Annotated in this window: 4 protein-coding genes; 2 read left to right on the top strand and 2 right to left on the bottom strand. The window is 65.6% G+C overall.

Annotation, left to right across the window (positions count from 1 at the left end; translation table 11 throughout):
- Both VFA16_RS13630 and VFA16_RS13625 read right to left on the bottom strand, forming a co-directional pair.
- Positions 1 to 722 (bottom strand): MFS transporter (locus VFA16_RS13630; protein WP_324968329.1); only part of this gene is annotated, 722 nt, incomplete at its 3' end.
- 4 nt (positions 723 to 726) lie between these two features.
- Positions 727 to 1,428 (bottom strand): LppX_LprAFG lipoprotein, encoded by a 702-nt coding sequence (locus VFA16_RS13625; protein WP_414687716.1) that lies wholly within the window; start codon positions 1,426 to 1,428, stop codon positions 727 to 729.
- A 91-nt stretch (positions 1,429 to 1,519) separates the two neighbouring features.
- Here VFA16_RS13625 and VFA16_RS13620 point away from each other — a divergent pair, with 91 nt between their 5' ends.
- The gene (locus VFA16_RS13620) at positions 1,520 to 2,119 is read left to right on the top strand and encodes a riboflavin synthase (protein WP_324968327.1); all 600 of its coding nucleotides are present in this window, start codon (positions 1,520 to 1,522) and stop codon (positions 2,117 to 2,119) included.
- A 122-nt stretch (positions 2,120 to 2,241) separates the two neighbouring features.
- Positions 2,242 to 2,924, top strand: a 683-nt coding sequence (ribB, locus tag VFA16_RS13615) for a 3,4-dihydroxy-2-butanone-4-phosphate synthase (RefSeq protein WP_324968326.1), incomplete at its 3' end; no start/stop codon positions are given.

The following is a 2,924-nucleotide window of genomic DNA, read 5'->3' as shown; positions in this document are numbered from 1 at the left end:
ACGATCGCGCCGATCACCAGTGGCAAGCCGTAGCTCGGCAGCGCCTGTTGAGCGGTCCGATCGGGGTTGTACAGCCCGATCACCGCCAGGCCCAGCGCGAGGGCCAACAGCAATCCACCGACCACGTCGACCTTCTCCGGCTCAGCGCTGCGGTCCCGCGACGGCAGGCTGAACTGGATCATCACCATCGCGACGGCGGCTAGCGGCACATTGATCCAGAACACGTCTTGCCAGCGGCTGGTCAGCCAGACGATGAAGATCCCGTACAGCGGGCCCAGCACGCTGCCGAGTTCCTGGGCGGCGCCGATACCGCCGAGCACCCCGGCGCGGTTGCGAGCGGACCACAGGTCTGCGCCCAGGGCCAGCGTGACCGGCAGTAGCGCGCCGGCGGCTAGGCCCTGGATGGTGCGGCCGACCACCAGCACGTGCAGATCGGTCGACAGCGCTGTGACCACCGAACCGGCCGCGAACGCGGCCAAGCTGGCCTGCAGCAACAGTTTGCGGCCGAACCGGTCCGACGCCCGGCCCAGCAGCGGCATTGCCGCGACGTAGCCCAGTAGGTACCACGTGACGATCGGCGTGATTCGCTCCAGCTTGTTGACCGGGATGCCGATGGTCATGATGATGTCGCGCATGATCGTGACCACGACATAGGTGTCGAGGGCACCCAGCAGTACAGCGAGACTGCCTGCGCTGATCGCGATTCTGCGTCCGGCTTGCATATCGTCAGCTCACCGGCGGTGGGGTGACCTGCACCGGCTGGTTCCAGTTCGACAGCGTCATCTGAATGGAATTGCCCGGACTCTGGTCGAGCTTGGCCTGCACCAGCTGGTGATCGCCGTTTTCCTGAATCCAGGCGGTGGCCGGTTGCGGCTGTGTCGCTTTCAATGACGGCGCAAGCGCATTCACCGCGTCGGCGGATACTTTTCCGGTGATACGGACCGTGTCTTGGCCGTTGATGTTCTCCCGCCCCTCGGCTTTAGGTTCGTTGAAGTGAGCCAACACGTTGGCCAGACCGTTGTCGGGGTTCAGGATTGTCGACGGATCGTAGATATCGGCGGCCGGACCAAAGTTGTCCCACTTGCCCGGCGTGAGCGTCGCGTAGAGATCCGAGTTGTAGACCTCGAAATCGGCGTCGATGTCCGAGCCGCCGACGGTGATCTTCGCGTTGCCCTTCGCGGCGGTGGGGTTGGTGGTGAGGTCGCCGGTGAGCGTTTTGATCGGCAGCCCCGGGACCTTGCCGGTCGTCGACAACACCAGATGCACGCTTTTGACGTTCTTCGTGGCCTGGCTGGACTGCTTGACCAGCGTCGCCGCGTCGGGTAGCGGCTTGCTCGAGGACTTGGACGATGACGAGCAACCGCTGATCAGGGCGGCGGCGATGCTCATGGCGGCAAGGACGGCAAATAGTCGGCGACGCGTCTGCATACGTTGCATCGTAGAGGGTGGCTGCGACTGCGCCGGGAAGGCGGAGGTGACGCGTCTTTCCGCCGCCCTGCCGAATCATTAGCCTGATGCGGTGTTCACCGGAATCGTCGAGGAGCTCGGCGAAGTGGTCGGCAAGGATCACATGGGCGATTGCGCGCGCTTGACCATCCGCGGTCCGGTGGTTGCCGCTGACGCCAGCCACGGCGACTCAATCGCCGTCAACGGCGTGTGCCTGACCGTCGTCGACGTGCTGCCGGGCGAGCAGTTCAGCGCCGATGTGATGGGCGAGACCCTGAACCGGTCCAGCCTGCGCACCCTAGAAGTAGGCAGCCCGGTGAATCTCGAGCGTGCTGCGGCGGTGAACAGCCGCCTCGGCGGGCACATCGTGCAGGGCCATGTGGACGGCACCGGCCAGATCCTGGCCCGGACGCCGGCCGAGGGGTGGGAAGTGGTGCGGATCGCGCTGCCGGACCCGCTGGCGCGCTACGTCGTCGAAAAGGGCTCGATCACCGTCGACGGCATCTCGCTGACCGTATCGGCGCTCGGCGACGACTGGTTCGAAGTCTCGCTGATTCCGACCACCCGGGAGCTGACCACCCTGGGCCGCGCAGCGGTGGGAACCCCGGTGAACCTCGAGGTCGACGTCATAGCTAAATATGTCGAGCGGCTGATGCAACGTCCCGCGGAGTAAGCAGCGGCAATAACGGTGCCCGCGCAGTGGTTCATACTGGATGCAACACATGAGCTCTTCACCGGGGCTCTTCTGGCAGCGTTCTCGGCCGAGAACGGTCGGGAACGGACAGGGTGGCAGAAATGACGAGGTTGGACTCCGTCGAACGGGCGGTTGCCGACATAGCGGCGGGTAAGGCCGTCATCGTCATCGACGACGAGGACCGCGAGAACGAGGGCGACCTCATCTTCGCCGCCGAAAAAGCGACGCCGAGCCTGGTCGCGTTCATGGTCCGCTACACCTCCGGCTACTTGTGCGTGCCGCTGGACAGCGCGATCTGCGACCGGTTGGGGCTGCTGCCGATGTACGCGGTCAACCAGGACAAGCGCGGCACCGCCTACACCGTCACCGTGGATGCGAGATACGGTGTGGGAACTGGTATTTCAGCTTCTGACCGGGCCACGACGATGCGGTTGCTGGCCGATCCGCGCAGTGTCGCCGACGACTTCACCCGGCCGGGTCACGTTGTCCCGTTGCGCGCCAAGGACGGCGGCGTGCTGCGGCGCCCCGGCCACACCGAAGCTGCCGTCGACCTGGCCCGCATGGCCGGACTGCAACCCGCGGGCGTGCTGTGCGAGATCGTCAGCCAGAAGGACGAGGGGTCGATGGCCCAGACCGACGAGTTGCGGGTCTTCGCCGACGAGCACGGTCTGGCCATGATCACCATCGCCGACCTGATCGAGTGGCGACGCAAACACGAAAAGCACATCGAGCGGGTCGCCGAGGCGCGCATCCCGACGCGGCACGGCGAGTTTCGCGCGATCGG

The sequence above is a fragment of the Mycobacterium sp. genome (assembly GCF_035653355.1).
Taxonomy (GTDB): Bacteria; Actinomycetota; Actinomycetes; order Mycobacteriales; family Mycobacteriaceae; genus Mycobacterium.
This window is presented reverse-complemented; position numbering and strand designations above follow the sequence as displayed.

What these genes read in the sequence shown, in the direction of transcription:
- VFA16_RS13625 (WP_414687716.1), bottom strand. Translation starts at nt 1,428, where the DNA reads ATGCAGACGCGTCGCCGACTATTTGCCGTCCTTGCCGCCATGAGCATC.